Genomic DNA, 18955 nt, shown 5'->3' on the forward strand with positions numbered 1-18955 from the left:
ATTTTAGTTAGAAGTCACCGGTATCGCATCCACATTGGTGACCGTATTGGGCTATTGTGAAGGTGGAAGGGCGCCGGACGTGCTTGGGAATCAAAATGGCTAGTCTGGCAGCCAACGCACAAGAGGAGGTCGATGCAGTGAATCCTACAAGCACTCGCCCACCTGTTGAATCGCAGGCCTTTCCACCAACGTTCCACCTGGTTCATACCCACCCCGACGGGTTGAGCCAGCTGGAGCTCCTGAGTCTAGTCCAAACAGGATTCTTTTTCAGCGACGTGAAGTGCATGGTCGAGTCATCGAGCCTGTTCAAGGCTCGTAACCTCGTCGGGCGAATCACAGGAAGATCGACCAGAAGCATTCACCGTCTGAGCCATCCCGCTCAGGCCCATCGTCTGGATGCCCAGCAGAGCGCGGTGGCGTTCCAGTATGCGAAAGGACTGGAGCTTGCATCGAAGGTATTTGGCTCTCAGATGCTCGCGGAGCAGTGGCTTTGTCGGCCGTGCGGCCGTTTGTTGGGGTTTGTACCCTTCGAGATGCTCGACACGTCGCTCGGGTTCAGCGTCGTAGCGGACTATCTTGAGCGTATACGCTTGGGTGTCTACCAGTAGCTTGCCTGAGGGCGAGGTTGGTATGCGGCGAGGAGGCAACGCTACCTCTTTTTACATGCGGGACTTACAACCTTGTAATTCCCGTATCACTCAATTGACAGCGATCAACCCCTAATCTTCAGTCACGTTTATTGGAGTGATTGAAATGAAAGTCATCAAAAGTATCACCGCTATCCTGGCCCTAGTGGCTTCGTCAGCCGTACTCGCCGAAGGAGGATCCGACCGTCTGCATGGAAAGATGATTCAGGCCAATGAGCAAGCTATGCGAGCTTATGCCGCTGCCAAGGGAAAGAACCCACCGGAGGTGATCCACTATCGCTACGGGATGCGGCTCGACGTGGCGAAGGTGATCAGCATGACGTCGACCAAGGCGAGCTGTGACGTGATGCCGGCACAGATGAATTACGAGGATTCCAACGGAGACGTGAAAATCCTTGAATACCGGACCGCTGGAGTCGGTTGCCGGGGCCAGAACTGAGCACTGAGCGAGTGGACAGGACTTACTCTGATAAAACGCCGGGTTGAAGCGTCAATTCCGGCAATAGATCGCCTGGTTACCGGCTTTCATGACTGGTGGAGTACGATGAGGACTGGTAGCTCAGGCAGGAGAGTCCAATGACTCAATCAGCGCGCACCACGGTAAAGTGCCTAGATCCCGGCGACGGCTCCGGCGATGTGATTGTGGAATTACCCGATGACATTTTGCGCGAGCTCGGGGTCACGACGGGCGACAGACTCTCCATCGAGCTCATCAACGGCGATATCGTACTCAAGCCAGTCCGCGAGCGCCGTGAATCTGACTAGCTACCCTTTGTAGCCCCTCTCTGTCGTCCTGTTGAGCTGATGAAGCTTTCTAGCGGGGGAATAAGGGACGGCAGTCAGCCTACCGCCGTCCTCCTGGTAGGTGCGTTATTTGGCTGGATAGTTGGCGACTACTTGGTCCTCGCCGCTTTTGATTAAACCAATGACTTGGTAGGCATGGCTTACGCCATCAACCTCCATGCCTGGGGACCCAGCTGGCATTCCTGGTACGGCGATCCCGACTAGATCGTTCCGCCCCCTGAGTTCTCGAATCTGCTCAGCTGGCACGTGACCTTCAACAAACTTTCCGTCGATCACAGCTGTGTGGCAGGACGCTAACCGTGGCGCTACGCCCAGCTTCTGTTTCACTGCGCTCATGTCCGTCTCAACATGGTCGGTCACTTTGAAACCATTGGCTTCCAGGTGCGCGATCCACTTCTTGCAGCAACCGCAGTTCGCGTCTCGGTGAACGTCGATGGACAATGGCTCGGCAGCATAGGCCGCCGAGGTCACCAGAAGCCCAGCGATAGCGGCTAGCCGAACGAATATCCGGTTAGTTGGCATGAGTGTGCTCCTTACCGTCTTTGTGAACATGCGTCTTTGGCGACGATGTCGGGTGGGCATCCGAATGGGCCTCGGCCGCATTGTGGTCACCGTGATAATCTGCCGCTTGAGCGGAGCCTGCGGGTGCAGCTCCATGGTCGTGAGCTGCCTGGGCATGATCGTCGTCTGCCGCTTCATCGTGATCACCATGCTCGGCACGACCGCTCCCGCCGTGCTGGCCCTCATGGTTGTGCATATCGCTTTCACCGCCGCCGTGCTGGTGGCCGCCGCTCGTGGCCACCAAGGCCTTGTACTGCTCGGCATTCATCTGGGGCAGTTGATCCAGGAACGCGACGATTCCCCAGATGTACTCATCGCCCATGCTCTTGCCCCAGGCGGGCATGCCCGTGGCTTTGATACCGTGCTTGATTGTCCAGAATGCGGCGGCTGGATCGCCTCCGACACCCACCTTGGTGAGGTCGGGTGGCGACGGGTATAGCGCTTGGCTTAGCTCAGTCTTCCCAACGCCAGGGGCAAGGTGACAGCCTATACACATGGCGTTGTAGTTGCCCGCCCCCGCTTTGATCAACGCGGCTTCCTTCAGATCAGGGACTTCGATGTCTCGCGCTCGAACCTCAATAGACCGATCACGAGCCATGGCGAGAAAGGAATGGACTGCCGGGAAGTGAGGATCATCAGCGCCGACATTCACCAGACCGAAATAGGCTGTGCCCAATACCGCAGCACTTCCGACAGCACCGGCCCCAAGCAGCGTTGTAATTGTTTTTTTCATGTTGGAATTCTCAGAACCACATCCGGATACCGGCAACGAAGCGTGCCTCATCAACATCTCCACCCTCGTCTCGGATGAAGTCAGCGGTGTTGCCGTAGGAGCGGCTCCAGGTAACGCCTATGTATGGAGCAAACTGGCGGACAATTTCATACCGTAGGCGCAGCCCGACTTCGGTATTGGCAAGGCCCGAGCCAACGCCGCGCTCAGGATCGTTCTTGCCATAGAAATTGACCTCGGCCGTGGGCTGCAAAATCAAGCGATTGGTCAGCAGGATGTCGTATTCGCCCTCAAGACGCGCAGCAGTCTGACCGTTCTCGCCTATAAACGCCGTGGCTTCGGCCTCGAAGTCATACAGAGCCATGCCCTGAATACCAAAGGCTGCCCAGGTCTGTGGGGATTCCGGTTTGAAATCCTGGCGGACCCCGGCGACCACATCCCACCAAGGGCTGACCGAGCGCCCGTACAGGAGTTGCAGCTCAGCATCTTCGGTTACCCCATTGGTGCGCTCGCCTTCCGAACGAACCCAGAGGCGATTAATGTCGCCGCCTATCCAGCCTGATGCGTCCCAGGCCAGGGTGCTGCCCTCATCGGCGTCCTGGTATTCGAGCTGGTCCAACAGGAAGAAGCTGTTGATTCCGCTGTCGTGCACTTGGTGGCCACCCAGGGGCGGAAAGGCCGACTCGCGATCCGCATCAGTGAGCACTGGAATCGGCGTGCGGCTCGTCGTGGTCGGAGAAGTCGCTGAGCTATGGTTCATCTGGGAATGGTCCATGCCCTTCATAGAGCCGTGATCCATGCCCTGCATGTTTCCATGGTTCATTTTGCTGTGGTCCATCTTGTTGTGGTCCACCGGGCTGGATTTACTCTTGCTTTGAGCATGCCCCATCTGGCTGTGATCAACAGGGGCAGGCTTTTTCTGCTGTTTGCCCATCCCCATCTTGCTGTGATCCATCGCCGGCATCGATTCGGATGGAGCAGCATCCATTTGCATGGAGCCGTGCCCCATTTTCGAATGATCCATGCCCGAGTGATCCATTTCTTCAGCAGCGAAGCTGGGCGTTACGCCCAGCATGCTGATCGAAACGGTCAGAGCCAGCAGCGAAGGCCGCCCGAGGCTATTGGCCATCTTTCCCTGCCTTAGCTTTGTCGCTGCCATGCGATTTCATCATTTTGTCGTGGTCCATGCCTTCCATCGAGCCATGGTCCATTCCCTTCATCGAGCCGTGGTCCATACCTTCCATGGAACCATGGTCCATGCCTTCATGGTTCATCCCCTGGCCCTGCTTGTCCTGCGAGCCTTTGGCTTTGCCGGCCTCTGTGGTTTTCTGGGAATGCTGATCATGATTGTCGCTGGACCACGACGACGGGGCATAAACAGCCAGAATGCCTACCATCGCAGCAGAAAGGAAAAAGGCGCTTCGTTTCATTGGTTTGCTCATCTCAAATCTCCAGTTCATTCGTCCACACGTACTTCTCGGAACATGCCCATTTCCATGTGGAACAGTAGGTGACAGTGATAGGCCCAACGTCCCAAGGCATCTGCGGTGACGCGATAGCTTCGTTTTGAGCCAGGTGGCATGTCGATGGTGTGCTTGCGAACCATGAAGTTGCCGTTCTCGTCCTCCAGATCACTCCACATACCGTGGAGGTGGATGGGGTGAGTCATCATGGTGTCGTTGACCAAGGTGATGCGAAGACGCTCGCCATATTTCAACCGCAGCGGTTCAGCGTCGGAGAATTTGATACCGTCGAACGACCACGCGAACTTCTCCATGTGGCCGGTAAGGTGCAGTTCGATTGTCCGTCCAGGCTCTCGACCATCGGGATCGATGAAGGTGCTCCGCAGATCGGCGTACGTCAGCACTCGACGCCCGTTGTTGCGTAGGCCAATTCCCGGATCGTTCAGCTTTGGCGTTGGCGACATAGTCTGCATATCGACCAGTGGGTTGTTGGTCTCGGAAGCCGGATGGCTTTGCATTGCGCCGCTCATGCCGGCCATGCCTTCATTGCCCATCCCAGTCATCTTGCTGTGGTCCATACCGGCCATGCTGCCGTGGTCCATTCCAGCCATCTTGCTGTGATCCATGCCGGCCATGCTGCCCTGGTCCATGCCAGCCATGCTGCCATGATCCATTCCGCCCATGCTGCCGTGGTCCATGCCCATATCGCTCATGGCGATGATCGGGCGTGGATCTACCGCCGGTACGGGCGCTTGCAAGCCTTCGCGAACTGCCAGGGTGCCTCGGGAATACCCGGTACGGTCCATGGATTGCGCGAAAATCGTATAGGCCTGTTCGTTTTCAGGCTCGACGATGACATCGTAGGTTTCAGCAACGGCGATCCGGAACTCATCGACCGATACGGGTTTGACGTACTGGCCGTCGGCAGCCACAACCGTCATCTTGAGCCCAGGAATCCGGACATCGAAATAGGTCATGGCCGAGCCGTTGATGAATCGCAGGCGGATCTTCTCGCCGGGCTTGAAGATACCCGTCCAGTTGCCGTTCGGAGCTTGGCCGTTCATGAGGTAGGTGTAGGTATACCCGCTCACATCTGCGAGGTCGGTGGGGCTCATCTTCATTTCAGCCCACATCTTCCGATCCGCTACAGCGGCCGACCAGCCTTTCTCGCTCACGTCGTCAACGAAGTCGCTGACCGTGCGCTTGTGGAAGTTGTAATAGTCGGACTGCTTCTTGAGTTTGGAGAGCACCCGCGCCGGGTCCTCATCCGTCCAATCGCTGAGCATGACGACGTAATCGCGGTCATATACAAACGGCTCGGGATCCTTAGCATCGATCACCAGTGCGCCATAGACCCCAGACTGCTCTTGGAGGCCTGAGTGGCTGTGATACCAGTAAGTGCCGTTCTGGTGGACCTTGAACTTGTATTCGTACATGCCATCGGGAGCGATGCCGTGAAAGCTCAAGCCCGGCACACCGTCCATATTGGCGGGCAGGATTATGCCGTGCCAGTGAATGGAGGTGTCCTGTTTCAACCGGTTGCGTACACGCAGCGTCACGGTGTCGCCTTCGCGCCATCGCAGGATCGGCCCAGGCACGGAGCCGTTGATGGCCATGGCCGTACGAGCTGCCCCCGTAATGTTGACGGGCAGTTCACCGATATACAGGTCGAATTCATTGCCGCTGAGCACGTTCGGTTGGCCAGGGCTGGTCACAGCCCAGACCGGCGCGCGCCACATGCCGAGCCCACCCAGAAGTCCGGTAGCGGCCAGGCCTTTGACGAATGATCGTCTCGTGGTTTTGCTTTGCATGCCGTTGCGTCCAGTCAGGTAGATCGCTGATATCCAGGCTGCTCGATGGCGCAGCCCTTGGGTTCGTTGGAGCTCTCACCAGTCTCGTAGACTTTCGCTACTGCGCGAGGCTGATGAGAGGCCGTAGTCTGAAACTGCCATAGTTCAGATTCCGGAGTGATTACATTTCTGTAAGCTCGGATCAGCAGCTCTCGTGGCCGACATGCTTGCTGGACTGTGCGGCGACCGGCGGCTGCTCTTTCTCCTGCTGCGCAACCTGATAGGCCTGCATGGAGTTTTGGCGAGCCGCTTCCATCCGCGCAAAGGTCCGGTCCGCGCCGCCCTCTGCCAGGGCGATGCCTGCCATGCCGAAGGTAACGACCACCACAATTGCTTTGACCATGTTCATCTGGAGATCCTCAGTGGGTTCTGCGCCTCATGGCGTCAGGTACAGGGTCAAATTAGCCTCGCGGTGCTGTCAGAAAACTGATCGCGACATTACTTTTCCGTCAGCTTCTGGTTGGGCGTCTTTTTTCCTGCAAACTGGAGATGCACTCCGCGTGGATGAGAGCAGATGAAATTACTCGTAGCCGAAGATGAGCCGAAAACCGGTGTCTACCTCCAGCAAGGCCTAACAGAGGCTGGCTTCACTGTAGACCGGGTGATGACAGGCACTGACGCCCTGCAACAGGCGCAGAGCGAAGCGTATGACTTGCTGATCTTGGACGTAATGATGCCGGGGCTCGATGGCTGGGAGGTCCTGCGCAAGATCCGGGCAGCGGGGAAAGACGTGCCGGTCCTCTTTCTCACGGCCCGTGATGGCGTAGATGATCGCGTTAAAGGCTTGGAGCTGGGTGCTGATGACTACCTTGTGAAGCCCTTTGCGTTCTCTGAGCTGTTGGCTCGGGTCCGCACACTGCTGCGCAGAGGCAACGGTGGTTCTGCTCAAACCACCATGAAGATGGCGGACCTTGAGGTTGACCTGCTCAAGCGCCGGGCTACGCGAAACGGCAAGCGGATCGACCTTACTGCCAAGGAGTTTGCCCTTTTGGAGCTGCTCATGCGCCGACGCGGGGAGGTGCTCCCCAAGTCGCTGATCGCTTCTCAGGTCTGGGACATGAACTTCGACAGTGACACCAACGTGATCGAGGTCGCGATTCGCCGACTGCGGGCCAAGATTGATGACGACTTCGCGCCAAAGCTCATCCATACCGCCCGAGGCATGGGCTACATGATGGATGTGGCAGAGTGATGCGCCCGCAATCATCGCTCGTCAAGCGACTGACCCTGATGTTCATGTTCGCGGTGACTGCTGTCTTGGTCGTTGCCGGCGTGGCTTTCTACGGGCTCAGCCAGCACCATTTCCGGATGCTGGATGAGCAGGCGCTCTCCGAAAAGCTGGAGTCAACGCGTCATATTCTGTCCATTTCAGCAGCGCGAGGCGAGCTCGGCGATCAGGAGCAGCAGCTGCGGGCATTGCTCGGCGCACATCAGGATCTTTCGGCGAAAATCACCAAGGCTGACGGAACGACCCTTTTTTCAGACTCCAAAGCCTCCCAAATTCCTCAGCGGTTCGAGCAGGCGCGCCAGGGTGCGGTCTGGGAGTGGCAGGATGAATCGCAGAACTTCCGCGGTATCACCGCCCAGATGACCATCGCGGGCGAGCCGGAACCGGTGACGGCCGTGCTGATGCTCGATGTCACCACTCACGCGCATTTCTTTGTCACCCTGCAATGGTGGTTCGGCATCGGCTTGGTGATCAGCGCGATTGTGAGCGCAGGCTTGGGCTGGGTCGTTGCCAAGAGTGGGCTTCGGCCTGTCGGGCAAATCACCAAAGTGGCCACCGGGATGTCGGCAAGATCGCTCCGCGAGCGCATTCCGCTGGAGCCCGTACCGCTAGAGCTTCAGGAGCTCATCCTGTCTTTCAACGGGATGCTGGGACGGTTGGAGGATGCATTCGTTCGGTTGTCCAACTTCTCTGCCGATATCGCTCATGAGTTGAGAACGCCGATCAGCAACCTACTTACCCATACCGAAGTGGTGCTCACCAAGAAGCGTGACCTGGATGCCTATGAGGAAAACCTCTATTCGAACCTTGAAGACCTCAAGCGCATGTCGCGCATGATCGACGACATGCTTTTCCTCGCGAAGGCGGATAACGGTCTGATCGTGCCTGAGCAGATTGATGTGGAGCTCTCCGAACTCGTATCCAAGCTGTTCGAGTACTACCAGTTTCTGGCTGAGGATCAAGGCATCCAGCTGACCCTCCAAGGTCGTGGCAAGGTTCGTGGCGATCTCTTGATGATTGACCGAGCGCTTTCCAACCTTTTATCGAACGCGTTGCGCTACACCCCGGAAGGCAACGAGATATCAGTGCAGATCGAGCAAACACGTGAAAACGTGACGTTGTCCATACGTAACAGCGGAGTAACCATCGATCCTCAGCACATTGGCAAGATCTTCGACCGGTTCTATCGGGCTGATCCAGCCAGACGCGAAGGCGGACCAAGCAATGCAGGCCTGGGCCTGTCGATAACACGCTCCATCATCGAGGCTCACAGCGGACGAATTTGGTGTACTTCAGCGGAGGGATTCACAACCTTTTACATCAGCCTTCCAGCCTCCAAGCGGTTGTTTGGTGAAGCCTCTTAATGCTGAATTCATCCCGGTAACCTATATTCGCCCATCATGAAACGCTTCATTCGACTGCTCACCATCCTGATGCTTATCGTGGCGCTTCCGCTTAACGGGATGGCGGGCATCGATTCGGCGACTGAACCTTGCCCAATGCAGACCATGGGCATGGAAATGATGGCGGGCATGGACCATGACTGCTGCCAGGACCAAGAGCCGGGCAAGACTGGTGACCATGCCAAATCCTGCAAGGTAGGCCAGGAGTGCAGAACTGCCAGCACAGTGCAGCTCAGCTTCCTGACGCCTGGACTGACCTATGCCAAGCCACGACCTGCCGATACCTACGCTGTAGGCATAGCAACAGGTTCTCCCCCCGATCCATGGCGTCCTCCCCGCGTCTGACTCCCTCTTAATTTCACACCATCGTTCTGCCTAGCAGCGGGCCGATGGCACGCGCCTGGGCGCTGATCTTTCGAGGAATCATTCTCATGACTCCCCAACGTTTTCAGGGACGAACTCCCACTGCCGTCCTTTTCATACTGCTGCCGGCTGTCTCAGCACAGGCGACAACGCTGCCGCTGGATGAAGCGCTGCAACTGGCTGAACGCAACGCTCCCTCTCTACAAGCCCGCCAAGAGCAGGCATCAGCTGCGCGCAACTTGGTCATTCCAGCGGGCGAACTACCCGATCCGCGCCTGAATCTTGGAGTACAAAACCTGCCGATTGAAGGCGCTGATCGCTGGAGCTTGAACAGAGACTTCATGACCATGCAGGTGGTTGGCCTGTCCCAGGACGTACCGAACCGGGACAAACGTAAAGCTCGCGTAGAGACAGCTCAGGCCACGGTCGAGCGAGCCGATGCTGAGGCGGTCTTCGAGCGCCTGAAGATTCGAGCGGCAACCGCGCAGGCTTGGGTTAATGCGTACACCGTGCAGCGAAAACTTGAACAGTTCGACGCTTTCTACAAAGAAAACCAGCTGCTGGCTTCTACGGTGCGGGCGCGCCTGGCCGGTGGCGCAGGCTCGACGACCGATACGCTGGCTCCGAAACAGGAATTGGCGCAGCTGGACGAGCAGAAGGATGTTTTATTGAGTCAGGCAGCTCAAGCGCGATCCGCGCTGAAGCGCTGGATTGGGCAGGACGCCGAAGTAGGGGCGCCGACGTTCCCACTCTGGCCTGTAGACGCAGCTGAATACCTGCACTCCGTACATGCCCACCCGGAGCTCAATACCTACAACGCCATGACACGCGAGGCGCAAGCCCAGGTACACCAGGCCCAGGCAGAAAAGAAGTCGGATTGGTCTTGGGGGGTGGATTATCAGCGTCGTGGCCCGGACTTCAGCAACATGGTCAGCTTGCAAGTCAGCTTCCAGCTGCCGTTGTTCACCGGCTCCCGGCAAGACCCGATGATTGCGGCACGACGCGCGCAAGTTCGTCAGTTGGAGGATGAGCAGGATGCAGCCCTGCGCGAGCATCAAGCCCAGCTTGAAACAGACCTTGCCGAGTACCAACGTTTGCAGCGGGCGGTGCGGCGCAGTCGCGAGACGCTTCTACCTCTGGCCGAGGACCGGGTACGCCTCGCTCTGGCGGACTACCGCGCCGGTAAGTCGCCGTTGAGTGAAGTGCTGTCGGCACGTCGGCAACGCGTGGAAGCGCTGTTACAGGATGTGGATCTGCAAGGACAGTTGGCTGCAACAGCAGCGCGTCTGCATTTCGTATATGGAGAGGTGCGGGCATGAGGAATAGGTCGATTGGGTTGGTTGTGGCTGCTGCCCTTGCTATTGGAGCAGGCGCGGGCTTCTGGCTAGGTGGACGGGGCACGGTTACCCCATCGCAGCCAGTAGGTGAGCAAAAAGCGCTGTATTGGTACGACCCGATGTATCCCCAGCAGCATTTCCCGGCACCCGGAAAGTCGCCGTTCATGGACATGCCGCTCGTGCCCAAGTATTCAGGCGAGACGGATGACAAGGGGCAGCCTGCGGTTCAGGTCTCGGCTGGGCTCCAGCAAAATCTCGGGATGCGATTGGCAACGGTGATGGCTGGCAGGCTTGAACGATCCCTGAGCGTGAGCGGCGTTCTGGCGTTCGACGAACGCGACTTCAGCGTGTTGCAGGCCCGTACTGGCGGTTACGTCGAACGCGTATATGGCCGGGCGGCGGGGGATATAGTTGCTAAAGGGGCTCCCCTAGCCGATGTGCTGACCCCGGAGTGGGCTGGTTTGCAGGAGGAATATCTGGCGTTGCGGCATTCCGGCGACGCTCAACTGACAGCGGCGGCACGACAGCGGCTCCTGCTCTCCGGCATGCCGGTCTACCTGATCAACCGGGTCGCGAGCACTGGAAAGGTACAGCTCTCGGTCACACTTTCCGCGCCCACTGCCGGTGTCATCCAGGTTCTCGATCTGCGACCCGGCATGACGCTGACGCCGGGGACTACCTTGGCAAGGATCAACGGAGTGGCCAACGTCTGGCTGGAAGCCGCTGTGCCAGAAGCCCAGGCTCAAGGCCTGCGCGAAGGCCAGCCTGTGCAAGCGCAATTGCCAGCTTTCCCAGGCGATCCGGTACCGGGCAAGTTGACCGCGCTGTTGGCTGATGCCGATTTGCAAAGCCGCACGTTGCGCCTGCGTATCGAGTTGCCCAACCCGGATGGACGGCTTCGTCCTGGGATGACCGCTCAAGTGGCTCTCAATCCCGGCGTGTCTGCCGAGCAGAGCCTCTTGGTGCCTGCCGAGGCGGTCATACGTACCGGCAAGCGGGATCTGGTGATGCTGGCTGAAGAAGGTGGTCGCTTCCGACCGGTGGAAGTCGTGTTGGGTCAGGAGAGCAAGGGGCAAGTTGCGGTGTTGCAGGGCCTTCAGGCAGGTCAGCGCATCGTAGCGTCGGGGCAATTCCTACTGGACTCCGAAGCTAATTTGAAAGGCATCGAAGCGGCGACGGCGCAAGACGCTCAGCCAAAAGCGGGGCCCGCCTTACATGAAGCGAACGGCCGTATCGTGCAGATAGACGGAGCCCAGCTCACCGTTGACCATGGTCCCTTCCTCACCCTGGGTATGCCTGGGATGACCATGACCTTCCCGGTGGCTGATCAGTCGCTCCTTGATGGCCTCAAGGTCGGTGCACAGATTCGCTTTGGGATACGCGAACGCGACGAGGGCATGGTGGTTGAGCAGATCAAAGTGTTGGAGGGCCAACCATGATTGCCAAACTGATCCGCTGGTCGGTAGGCAACCGGGTACTGGTGCTGCTCGCTACGCTGTTTCTGGTGGCATGGGGCTTCGTCTCGGTGCGCAGTCTGCCAATCGACGCCTTGCCCGACCTGTCGGATGTACAGGTGATCATCCGCACGTCCTACCCAGGTCAGGCTCCTCAGATCGTTGAGAATCAGGTGACCTATCCGCTGACCACCACAATGCTCTCGGTTCCGGAGGCCAAAACGGTACGCGGCTTCTCCGCCTTCGGTGACAGCTTCGTCTACGTGCTGTTCGAGGACGGCACCGATCTGTATTGGGCGCGCTCTCGGGTTCTTGAGTACCTGAGCCAGGCACAATCGCGATTACCTGCGGCAGCCAAGCCGGTACTCGGACCGGACGCCACCGGAGTCGGGTGGATTTTTCAGTATGCGCTGGTCGATCGCAACGGTGGCCATGACCTGTCGCAACTGCGCAGCCTGCAGGACTGGTTCCTGCGCTATGAGCTCAAGACCCTGCCGGATGTCGCTGAGGTGGCCACCATCGGCGGTATGGTCAAGCAATACCAAGTCCTCCTCGATCCGCTTCGCATGGCCAGCCTCGGTATCACCCAAGCTGAGGTGATAGAGGCTATAGGTAAGGCCAACCAGGAGACCGGCGGTGGTGTGCTGGAGCAAGGCGAAGCAGAATTCATGGTTCGTGCGGCCGGCTACCTAGGATCGCTGGACGATTTCAGAGCGATCCCTCTGCGACTGGCTACCAAGGGCGTGCCGGTGAACTTAGGCGATGTCGCTACGGTGCAGATAGGTCCGGAAGCCCGCAGAGGCATAGGTGAACTGGACGGCCTCGGTGAAGCCGTAGGTGGAGTGGTTATCCTGCGCAGCGGCAAGAATGCTCGTGAGGCCATCGCGCACGTCAAGGCCAAGCTCGAAACCCTGAAGAAAGGCCTGCCTGCCGGGGTGGAGCTTGTCACCGTCTACGACCGCAGCCAGCTGATCGACCGTGCTGTGGAGAACCTCAGTCACAAACTGGTCGAGGAGTTTGTGGTAGTGGCGTTGGTATGCGCAGCGTTTCTCTGGCACCTGCGCTCGTCGCTGGTGGCCATCGTGTCGCTGCCCGTGGGAATCCTGATTGCGCTGATCGTCATGCGTCATCAGGGCATCAACGCCAACATCATGTCCCTTGGCGGAATCGCTATTGCCATCGGTGCAATGGTGGACGCTGCCGTGGTCATGATCGAGAACGCCCACAAACGTGTAGAGGCCTGGCATGCCCAGCATCCTGGTCAACCTTTGCGGGGCGAAGCGCATTGGAACGTAATGACGGAGGCGGCCGTCGAGGTTGGACCAGCGCTGTTCTTCAGCCTCATGATCATCACGCTCTCGTTCATCCCGGTGTTCACGCTGCAAGCCCAGGAGGGCCGCCTCTTTGCCCCCCTGGCCTTTACCAAGACCTACGCGATGGCAGCGGCGGCTGCGCTATCGGTGACCCTGATACCGGTGCTGATGGGGTACTGGATCAGAGGGCCACTGCCTGCGGAACAGCGCAACCCGCTCAACCGGGGCCTCATCCGGCTGTACCGTCCGGCATTGGAGGTCGTCCTGCGCCGGCCCTTGCTTACCCTCGCTGGAGCATTGCTCATCCTGCTCAGCAGTCTGTGGCCCTTGAACCATCTGGGTGGCGAGTTTCTTCCCCCACTTGATGAAGGTGATCTGCTCTACATGCCTTCAGCCTTGCCTGGACTCTCCGCGCAGAAAGCTTCAGAGCTGTTGCAGCGAACGGATCGCTTGATTCGTACAGTCCCCGAGGTAGCCAGCGTCTTTGGTAAGGCCGGCCGCGCCGAATCGGCCACTGACCCTGCACCGCTGGAGATGTTCGAGACCACCGTGCGGCTCAAGCCCAAGAGTGAATGGCGTCCAGGTATGACCACTGAGAAGCTAATCGAAGAGCTTGACCGTATCGTGCGTGTGCCTGGGCTCACCAATATCTGGATTCCGCCTATCCGCAATCGGATTGACATGCTGGCCACCGGCATCAAGAGTCCGATCGGCGTCAAGGTTGCCGGCAGCGATCTGAACCAGATAGACCGGGCTACCCTTGCTGTAGAGCGGGCAGCGATAAAGGTGCCTGGAGTGACTTCGGCCCTGGCAGAGCGTTTGACTGGCGGTCGCTACATTGATTTGGACATCGACCGCCATGCCGCTGCGCGTTATGGCCTGAACATTACCGACGTACAGGCTATTGTAGCCGGTGCCATAGGTGGCGAAACCATTGGGGAAACGGTTGAAGGGTTAGCTCGCTTTCCCATTAGCGTGCGCTATCCACGTGAATGGCGTGATTCCGTGGAGGCGTTGCGTCAGCTGCCGATCTACACGTCGCAGGGGGGCCAGCTGACGCTTGGCACCGTGGCCCGCATACGTATTGCCGATGGCCCGCCCATGCTCAAGAGCGAAAATGCTCGCCCCTCGGGCTGGGTGTACGTCGATGTGCGCGGCAGAGACCTATCGTCTGTTGTGGCAGACCTGCGGCAGGTGATCGACACCGAGGTAAAGCTAGATCCGGGCATGAGCTTGAGTTACTCCGGGCAGTTCGAATACTTGGAGCGCGCTAACGCACGCCTGGCCTGGGTGGTGCCGGCGACGCTGGCCATCATCTTCGTGCTGCTCTACCTGACTTTTGGGCGCCTCGGTGAGGCGCTACTCATCATGGGCACGCTACCGTTCGCGCTAACCGGAGGCGTTTGGCTGCTGTACTTGCTGGGCTACAACCTGTCGGTGGCCACAGGCGTTGGTTTCATTGCCTTGGCCGGCGTAGCGGCGGAGTTTGGCGTGATTATGCTCATTTACCTGAATAACGCTTGGGCTGAGCGTCAGGCCAGTGGCGAAACCACACGAGCAGCGCTGCTCGGCGCAATCCGTGAGGGTGCGGTGCAGCGCATCAGACCCAAGGCAATGACCGTGGCGGTCATCGTTGCAGGCCTGCTGCCCATCCTCTGGAGCAGCGGTACCGGCAGCGAGGTCATGAGTCGCATCGCGGTGCCCATGGTCGGCGGCATGCTAACCGCTCCGTTGCTCTCCCTGTTTGTAATACCTGCGGCGTACTGGCTGATCCGTCGCCGCGAACTTACTGTCACTACCCCCAACCCCTCAGGAGAAAACCAATGAAAAAGCTAATCGTCATCGCAGCCCTGGTCACAGCTTTCGCCGCCAGTGTGCATGCCCAGGACATGGATGGTATGGACATGAAGAACATGCCAGCTTCCGCCGAAGGAGGCCAAGGCACCCAGGCGGCACCCACCGCGCATGCTGAAGGGGCAATAAAGGCGCTGGATCCTCAAAGCGGAAAAATCACATTGGCCCACGGCCCGGTAGCAGAGCTCAAATGGCCGGCGATGACCATGGGTTTCCATGCTGAGCCTGCACAGCTGAAGGGCTTGAACGTAGGAGACAAGGTGAAATTTGGGTTCCGTATGGAAGGAAGCGTCGCGAAGATCGTGAGCATTCATAAGCAGTGATGTTCCAGCCTTAAATGATCGGGCACGCCTTCACACCGAGAGGATTCGGACAAGCTTACAGAAATGTAATCAATCTTCAGGACCCCGTCAGGTCGAACGCTACATACCGTCATGAGACGGTGCACTGGCATCAAATCGACCCGATACCGGAGATATGACCATGAACAGTCGCTTTGAAGAATGCATCTCGGAATGCCTGCGCTGTGCGCTGGCCTGTGAAGGCTGTGCGTCAGCCTGCCTACAAGAACAAGATGTAAAAATGATGGCTGACTGCATCAAGCTGGACAGAGATTGCGCAGATATGTGCAACCTTGCGGCTACCTTGATGGCACGAGAAAGCATGCTGGCCAAAGAGCTTTGTGCCCTATGCGCCAAAATTTGCCGGGCCTGCGGGGAGGAGTGCGGTAAGCATAAGGCAGACCACTGTCAGCAATGCGCCCAGGCCTGCATGACCTGCGCAGAATCCTGCGAAGCAATGGCTGCGTAAGCGAATTTCGCCAAACCTCCGCCTGCTTTCCATGCGCCTGATTAAGGATTTGGGTACGTCGATAATCGTCGTGCTTAGGGAGGCGGGTAGACCGCTGATGGGCATGCGCCCTGGCAGAGCCTAGCTTGGGAAGCTAGCAAACCAAAGGCGCTGCGACCCGATAGCAAAGAAGCCCGCCTCAGCGGCGGGCTATCAGATGTCTCCAAGGGGAGGCTGTAGGCCAACAAGTCTCGGAGCAAGCACTTGTAGGATACGCCTGTTGGCTCACGCCCACCAGCCCGCTTCGGCGGAAGCGAATGGTCCTACGTTCTGACGGCCGGCATTGGGAGCGGCTTGGTGAAGGCCACGTCGATTTGTAGGGCAATCCACCAAGACAAAGCCGGCTGATTATCCCCAAGCGGTATACCCTCAGGAAGAGTCAAAGGCAAAGCTAGGGGTGAATCTAGCGGGTACCCACATTTGAGGGCAAAATCACCAGCTTCGCCTACAGTGCATTGGGTTGAGGGGAAAGGTGTGGGAGCAGAGCTAGATCGGGTAAAGGATCGCAAAAGGAGCAGAGCGTTAATCGAAGACCTCTACCTGGACGCGAACCGAGTTTACGTAATTCACTACTCCTGCGAATCGTTTTATGAAAATGATACGGGGGAGTCGAAACGTGTGACATCCATCGCCACACGGAACCTAAAAACCGGCCAAACCAAATCGTGGTCCATCCATAAAGAAGCAGAGCTCAGCAAACAGCTCTCCAGCATGCAAGCAGAGCTCAATAAATTCGAAAAGTCGATGCTGAAAGGTTTTTTCCAATGGCTTGATAAGCACAAGGATTGTCGGTTCCTGCATTGGAACATGCGAGACGAAAATTTCGGGTTCTTTGCGCTTGAGCATCGCTTTCGGGTGCTCGGGGGCAAACCCGTAGAGCTGCCGGATGACAAGAAGGTTGACCTTGCGCGTGAGCTGGTTGCGTTATATGGAAGAAACTATGCCCCGCATGCCGATAGTAGGGGAAGGAAAGGCAGGATCATGGCATTGGCTGAACTCAATAATGCCAGCGACCAAGACGCACTGCCCGGCGCTGATGAGGCTGCCGCCTTTGTGAACGCTGAGTACATAAAAATGCATCAATCGACCCTAAGGAAGCTCGATATGTTTGCGAACTTCTTCGAGCGTACACATGAAAAGTCCTTGAAGACAAAATCCAAATGGTACGAGCGGAACGGGGTGCATCCTGTTGTGTTAATTGAAATCGTCAAAGACCACCCGATCTACACGACAGTTATCGTACTGAGCGGCCTTGCCATTGCCGCTGTCAATTTCAGCCGTTTCTTGGCCCTTTTCAACTAGCCCCCTGTAGTGCAAGCACCATTTCACCAATCTTTGGGCATCATTATTAGGTTTGGAGGTGTCTACAAAACTGGGACGATTCAGGTTTACTCACATGTGTTGGAGGGTTAGTGCTGTCGCAGCCAGCAACGGCGCGGGCTGGGACGCTCTAGCGTGGCATTCGGGTTTAGGATACGAAGCTCATTGGAGCCTCGGGTCGAAGGCCGTCGTCACCGAACTCAAACCGCCAATACCCCACATCATGCCAAGCATCGAGCTTGAATCCGACCTGCGGAAACGTACCGATGTGCTGAAAACCGAGTCGTTCGTGCAGCCCGACACTGCCTTCATTCGGCAAGGCGATACCGGCATACGCCGAGCGATATCCCAGACGCTTCAGAACCGGCAGCAGCACGTCATAGAGCTGCCGAGCAATTCCGCTGCGGCGCTGCCCCTCGGCGACATACACCGTCACATCCACCGCCCACCGGTACGCCGCACGCGCCCGGTGCTGACTGGCGTAGGCATAGCCGACTACCCGTCCTTCTCGCACAGCCACCAGATACGGATAGGTTTGCAGCGTCGTGGAGATACGCTCACACATTTGCTCCACGCTCGGCACTGCCTCTTCGAATGAGATGGCCGTGTTGAGTACGATGGGCGCGTAGATGATCTGGATCTCTTCTGCATCCTCTGGTCTGGCGACACGAATTTCGATTCCGCTATGCATCCGACTGCTCCAAGCTGTTCAGGTGTTCGACTACTTCGTTAACTGTGCTGCGCGCGGTACGGGTGACGCCAATCAACGTCGCCGAGGCCAAGCCGGTCCAGTCGCCATATCCGACCAGCCAGAGGCGCGGCTCGCGAATAGAACGCCCCCCATCAACCTCGACCCTTCCGTAGTCATCCAGCACGTCCAGTGCCTTAAGGTGATCCAGTGCCGGCCGGAATCCAGTACACCAGACCACCACATCGACCTGGGTTTTCTCACCGTTGGGCCAGACGACCCCATCCGACGTAAATGAGGTGAAAGGCCTTACAGCACGAAGGGCCCCGCGCTCGCGAGCCCGGACTACTGAGGGCACCATGACGATATCACCAAGCCCACCGACCTGTGCGTCGATAACACGGCCCTCCTGTTGAGCCTTGAGGCGCTCGGTAGCCCGTTCGAACAGCACCCGGCCATCCACGTCATCAGGCAGAAACGCCGGTTCCTTCGTGGTTACCCACGTTGCGTCGGCGATCTCGGACAGCTCCGCGTAGATTTGCGCCCCCGAGTTGCCACCACCAACGACCAGCACGCGTTTTCCTTGGAAAGCCTCTGGTAACTGGTACTGGGCGGAGTGAATCTGCTGCCCCTGGAACAGCTCTATCCCCGGATAGGCCGGAACATTGGGCTTGCTCCAGGTCCCCGTTGCGCTGATGACGGCACGGGCTTCCCAGTTGCGGTCCTTCGAGCGCACACGAAGACCACGTGCGGTCCGCTCCACCGCCGTGATGCTGACGGGGCGAACGATAGGAAACCCGTAGCGCGCCTCGTACTGCTCCAGGTAGCTGACCACGTGATCCCTATCAGGATTACCTTCGGTGACTGGCGGCATCGGCCAGCCCGCGATGGAGCTCCAAGCGGAGGGCGAGAACAGCGTCAGCGAGTGCCAGCCATGGCGCCACGCCCCGCCCGCAGCCTCTTCAGCGTCAAGCAGCAGGAACGAGAGCTTGGCCCGCTTGAGAAAATAGGCCACCGTCAGCGCGGACTGCCCGCCGCCAATCACGATGACATCGAGTAGCTCGCCTTCGGTGGCCATGGTTTCTCCTGTC

20 protein-coding genes are annotated in these 18955 nt (G+C 58.2%); 12 read left to right on the forward strand and 8 right to left on the reverse strand.

What is annotated here, in order from left to right:
• The first annotated feature begins 95 nt into the window (after positions 1 to 95).
• The 3 genes from G7007_RS01890 (at position 96) to G7007_RS01900 (ending at position 1412) form a co-directional block, all read left to right on the forward strand.
• Positions 96 to 608, forward strand: coding sequence for an antitoxin Xre/MbcA/ParS toxin-binding domain-containing protein (locus tag G7007_RS01890; RefSeq protein WP_023048572.1), 513 nt, complete (start codon positions 96 to 98; stop codon positions 606 to 608).
• 145 nt (positions 609 to 753) lie between these two features.
• On the forward strand, positions 754 to 1086 hold the full coding sequence (locus G7007_RS01895; protein WP_012316932.1) for a DUF2790 domain-containing protein: 333 nt from the start codon (positions 754 to 756) through the stop codon (positions 1084 to 1086).
• A gap of 137 nt (positions 1087 to 1223) precedes the next feature.
• On the forward strand, positions 1224 to 1412 hold the full coding sequence (locus tag G7007_RS01900) for an AbrB/MazE/SpoVT family DNA-binding domain-containing protein (protein WP_016489899.1): 189 nt from the start codon (positions 1224 to 1226) through the stop codon (positions 1410 to 1412).
• A 105-nt stretch (positions 1413 to 1517) separates the two neighbouring features.
• On the opposite strand, the gene G7007_RS01905 is transcribed toward G7007_RS01900, so the two are convergent.
• The 6 genes from G7007_RS01905 to G7007_RS01930 all read right to left on the reverse strand — a co-directional run bounded on the left by G7007_RS01905 (position 1518) and on the right by G7007_RS01930 (position 6404).
• The gene (locus G7007_RS01905) at positions 1518 to 1973 is read right to left on the reverse strand and encodes a DUF411 domain-containing protein (protein WP_023048571.1); all 456 of its coding nucleotides are present in this window, start codon (positions 1971 to 1973) and stop codon (positions 1518 to 1520) included.
• Positions 1963 to 2745, reverse strand: coding sequence for a c-type cytochrome (locus tag G7007_RS01910; protein WP_181098781.1), 783 nt, complete (start codon positions 2743 to 2745; stop codon positions 1963 to 1965). The genes G7007_RS01905 and G7007_RS01910 overlap by 11 nt, the downstream gene beginning before the upstream one ends.
• 10 nt (positions 2746 to 2755) lie before the next feature.
• Positions 2756 to 3871, reverse strand: a complete 1116-nt coding sequence (locus G7007_RS01915) for a copper resistance protein B (RefSeq protein WP_012316929.1) — start codon at positions 3869 to 3871, stop codon at positions 2756 to 2758.
• Positions 3861 to 4184, reverse strand: a complete 324-nt coding sequence (locus G7007_RS01920; protein ID WP_012316928.1) for a hypothetical protein — start codon at positions 4182 to 4184, stop codon at positions 3861 to 3863. Before G7007_RS01920 ends, G7007_RS01915 begins: the two co-directional genes overlap by 11 nt.
• Positions 4185 to 4198: 14 nt before the next feature.
• Positions 4199 to 6016: a copper resistance system multicopper oxidase gene (locus G7007_RS01925; RefSeq protein ID WP_012316927.1), complete on the reverse strand. Its 1818-nt coding sequence runs from the start codon at positions 6014 to 6016 to the stop codon at positions 4199 to 4201.
• Positions 6017 to 6197: 181 nt separating this feature from the next.
• On the reverse strand, positions 6198 to 6404 hold the full coding sequence (locus G7007_RS01930; RefSeq protein WP_012316926.1) for a co-regulatory protein PtrA N-terminal domain-containing protein: 207 nt from the start codon (positions 6402 to 6404) through the stop codon (positions 6198 to 6200).
• Positions 6405 to 6569: 165 nt separating this feature from the next.
• Between G7007_RS01930 and G7007_RS01935 the strand changes: the two genes are divergently transcribed.
• The 9 genes from G7007_RS01935 (at position 6570) to G7007_RS01975 (ending at position 17158) form a co-directional block, all read left to right on the forward strand.
• A complete protein-coding gene (locus tag G7007_RS01935) occupies positions 6570 to 7247 on the forward strand; it encodes a heavy metal response regulator transcription factor (protein WP_012316925.1) in 678 nt (225 codons plus the stop codon).
• Positions 7247 to 8647: a heavy metal sensor histidine kinase gene (locus tag G7007_RS01940; protein ID WP_181098877.1), complete on the forward strand. Its 1401-nt coding sequence runs from the start codon at positions 7247 to 7249 to the stop codon at positions 8645 to 8647. The genes G7007_RS01935 and G7007_RS01940 overlap by 1 nt, the downstream gene beginning before the upstream one ends.
• A 36-nt stretch (positions 8648 to 8683) precedes the next feature.
• Positions 8684 to 9031 carry a hypothetical protein gene (locus G7007_RS01945; protein WP_023048569.1) on the forward strand — a complete coding sequence of 116 codons (348 nt, stop codon included), beginning with the start codon at positions 8684 to 8686 and terminating at the stop codon, positions 9029 to 9031.
• An 86-nt stretch (positions 9032 to 9117) separates the two neighbouring features.
• On the forward strand, positions 9118 to 10368 hold the full coding sequence (locus G7007_RS01950) for a TolC family protein (protein ID WP_023048568.1): 1251 nt from the start codon (positions 9118 to 9120) through the stop codon (positions 10366 to 10368).
• Positions 10365 to 11825: an efflux RND transporter periplasmic adaptor subunit gene (locus G7007_RS01955; RefSeq protein WP_023048567.1), complete on the forward strand. Its 1461-nt coding sequence runs from the start codon at positions 10365 to 10367 to the stop codon at positions 11823 to 11825. Before G7007_RS01950 ends, G7007_RS01955 begins: the two co-directional genes overlap by 4 nt.
• Complete coding sequence (locus tag G7007_RS01960) at positions 11822 to 14980, forward strand: efflux RND transporter permease subunit (protein ID WP_023048566.1); 3159 nt, start codon at positions 11822 to 11824, stop codon at positions 14978 to 14980. The genes G7007_RS01955 and G7007_RS01960 overlap by 4 nt, the downstream gene beginning before the upstream one ends.
• Positions 14977 to 15330: a copper-binding protein gene (locus G7007_RS01965; RefSeq protein ID WP_023048565.1), complete on the forward strand. Its 354-nt coding sequence runs from the start codon at positions 14977 to 14979 to the stop codon at positions 15328 to 15330. Before G7007_RS01960 ends, G7007_RS01965 begins: the two co-directional genes overlap by 4 nt.
• Positions 15331 to 15490: 160 nt before the next feature.
• Positions 15491 to 15817, forward strand: a complete 327-nt coding sequence (locus G7007_RS01970) for a four-helix bundle copper-binding protein (RefSeq protein ID WP_371263243.1) — start codon at positions 15491 to 15493, stop codon at positions 15815 to 15817.
• Between the two features lie 657 nt (positions 15818 to 16474).
• Complete coding sequence (locus tag G7007_RS01975; protein WP_172439589.1) at positions 16475 to 17158, forward strand: hypothetical protein; 684 nt, start codon at positions 16475 to 16477, stop codon at positions 17156 to 17158.
• A 166-nt stretch (positions 17159 to 17324) separates the two neighbouring features.
• On the opposite strand, the gene G7007_RS01980 is transcribed toward G7007_RS01975, so the two are convergent.
• Entirely contained in the window at positions 17325 to 17867 is a 543-nt protein-coding gene (locus tag G7007_RS01980; protein ID WP_023048562.1) for an arsinothricin resistance N-acetyltransferase ArsN1 family B, read from the reverse strand.
• On the reverse strand, positions 17860 to 18942 hold the full coding sequence (locus tag G7007_RS01985; RefSeq protein WP_023048561.1) for an ArsO family NAD(P)H-dependent flavin-containing monooxygenase: 1083 nt from the start codon (positions 18940 to 18942) through the stop codon (positions 17860 to 17862). Before G7007_RS01985 ends, G7007_RS01980 begins: the two co-directional genes overlap by 8 nt.
• Positions 18943 to 18955 lie beyond the last annotated feature (13 nt).

The organism is Pseudomonas entomophila (assembly GCF_013523125.1).
GTDB lineage: Bacteria > Pseudomonadota > Gammaproteobacteria > Pseudomonadales > Pseudomonadaceae > Aquipseudomonas > Aquipseudomonas entomophila_B.

What these genes read in the sequence shown, in the direction of transcription:
- G7007_RS01940 (WP_181098877.1), top strand. Translation starts at nt 7,247, where the DNA reads ATGCGCCCGCAATCATCGCTCGTCAAGCGACTGACCCTGATGTTCATG.
- G7007_RS01980 (WP_023048562.1), bottom strand. Translation starts at nt 17,867, where the DNA reads ATGCATAGCGGAATCGAAATTCGTGTCGCCAGACCAGAGGATGCAGAA.
- G7007_RS01930 (WP_012316926.1), bottom strand. Translation starts at nt 6,404, where the DNA reads ATGAACATGGTCAAAGCAATTGTGGTGGTCGTTACCTTCGGCATGGCA.
- G7007_RS01965 (WP_023048565.1), top strand. Translation starts at nt 14,977, where the DNA reads ATGAAAAAGCTAATCGTCATCGCAGCCCTGGTCACAGCTTTCGCCGCC.
- G7007_RS01915 (WP_012316929.1), bottom strand. Translation starts at nt 3,871, where the DNA reads ATGGCCAATAGCCTCGGGCGGCCTTCGCTGCTGGCTCTGACCGTTTCG.
- G7007_RS01970 (WP_371263243.1), top strand. Translation starts at nt 15,491, where the DNA reads ATGAACAGTCGCTTTGAAGAATGCATCTCGGAATGCCTGCGCTGTGCG.
- G7007_RS01950 (WP_023048568.1), top strand. Translation starts at nt 9,118, where the DNA reads ATGACTCCCCAACGTTTTCAGGGACGAACTCCCACTGCCGTCCTTTTC.
- G7007_RS01900 (WP_016489899.1), top strand. Translation starts at nt 1,224, where the DNA reads ATGACTCAATCAGCGCGCACCACGGTAAAGTGCCTAGATCCCGGCGAC.
- G7007_RS01985 (WP_023048561.1), bottom strand. Translation starts at nt 18,942, where the DNA reads ATGGCCACCGAAGGCGAGCTACTCGATGTCATCGTGATTGGCGGCGGG.
- G7007_RS01905 (WP_023048571.1), bottom strand. Translation starts at nt 1,973, where the DNA reads ATGCCAACTAACCGGATATTCGTTCGGCTAGCCGCTATCGCTGGGCTT.
- G7007_RS01960 (WP_023048566.1), top strand. Translation starts at nt 11,822, where the DNA reads ATGATTGCCAAACTGATCCGCTGGTCGGTAGGCAACCGGGTACTGGTG.
- G7007_RS01920 (WP_012316928.1), bottom strand. Translation starts at nt 4,184, where the DNA reads ATGAGCAAACCAATGAAACGAAGCGCCTTTTTCCTTTCTGCTGCGATG.
- G7007_RS01945 (WP_023048569.1), top strand. Translation starts at nt 8,684, where the DNA reads ATGAAACGCTTCATTCGACTGCTCACCATCCTGATGCTTATCGTGGCG.
- G7007_RS01935 (WP_012316925.1), top strand. Translation starts at nt 6,570, where the DNA reads ATGAAATTACTCGTAGCCGAAGATGAGCCGAAAACCGGTGTCTACCTC.
- G7007_RS01910 (WP_181098781.1), bottom strand. Translation starts at nt 2,745, where the DNA reads ATGAAAAAAACAATTACAACGCTGCTTGGGGCCGGTGCTGTCGGAAGT.
- G7007_RS01890 (WP_023048572.1), top strand. Translation starts at nt 96, where the DNA reads ATGGCTAGTCTGGCAGCCAACGCACAAGAGGAGGTCGATGCAGTGAAT.
- G7007_RS01955 (WP_023048567.1), top strand. Translation starts at nt 10,365, where the DNA reads ATGAGGAATAGGTCGATTGGGTTGGTTGTGGCTGCTGCCCTTGCTATT.
- G7007_RS01925 (WP_012316927.1), bottom strand. Translation starts at nt 6,016, where the DNA reads ATGCAAAGCAAAACCACGAGACGATCATTCGTCAAAGGCCTGGCCGCT.
- G7007_RS01895 (WP_012316932.1), top strand. Translation starts at nt 754, where the DNA reads ATGAAAGTCATCAAAAGTATCACCGCTATCCTGGCCCTAGTGGCTTCG.